The following is a 551-nucleotide window of genomic DNA, read 5'->3' as shown; positions in this document are numbered from 1 at the left end:
AGACTTACTTCCGGGAGTCAGACAGTGAGTGCTAAGATCCATTGTCAAAAGGGAAACAGCCCAGACCATCAGCTAAGGTCCCCAAGTGTGTGTTAAGTGGGAAAGGATGTGGAGTTGCACAGACAACCAGGATGTTGGCTTAGAAGCAGCCATCATTGAAAGAGTGCGTAATAGCTCACTGGTCGAGTGACTCTGCGCCGAAAATGTAACGGGGCTAAACACACCACCGAAGCTATGGCTTGATGCTTTGCATCAGGGGTAGGGGAGCGTTGTATAAGGGTTGAAGGTGTACCGTAAGGAGCGCTGGACATTATACAAGTGAGAATGCCGGTATGAGTAACGAAAAGATCAGTGAGAATCTGATCCGCCGAAAGCCTAAGGGTTCCTGAGGAAGGCTCGTCCGCTCAGGGTAAGTCGGGACCTAAGGCGAGGCCGAAAGGCGTAGTCGAAGGACAACAGGTCGAAATTCCTGTACCACCGTAAGCCGTTATGAGCAATGGGGGGACGCAGTAGGGTAGTGACGCGGACTGATGGATGTCCGTCTAAGCAGT

Annotated in this window: 1 rRNA gene; it reads left to right on the top strand. The window is 51.5% G+C overall.

From position 1 onward, the window contains the following. Positions 1-551, top strand: a 23S ribosomal RNA gene (locus PAEAM_RS27970); the annotation flags it as partial.

It is taken from the genome of Paenibacillus sp. GM1FR (assembly GCF_002803315.1).
GTDB lineage: Bacteria > Bacillota > Bacilli > Paenibacillales > Paenibacillaceae > Paenibacillus > Paenibacillus amylolyticus.
This window is presented reverse-complemented; position numbering and strand designations above follow the sequence as displayed.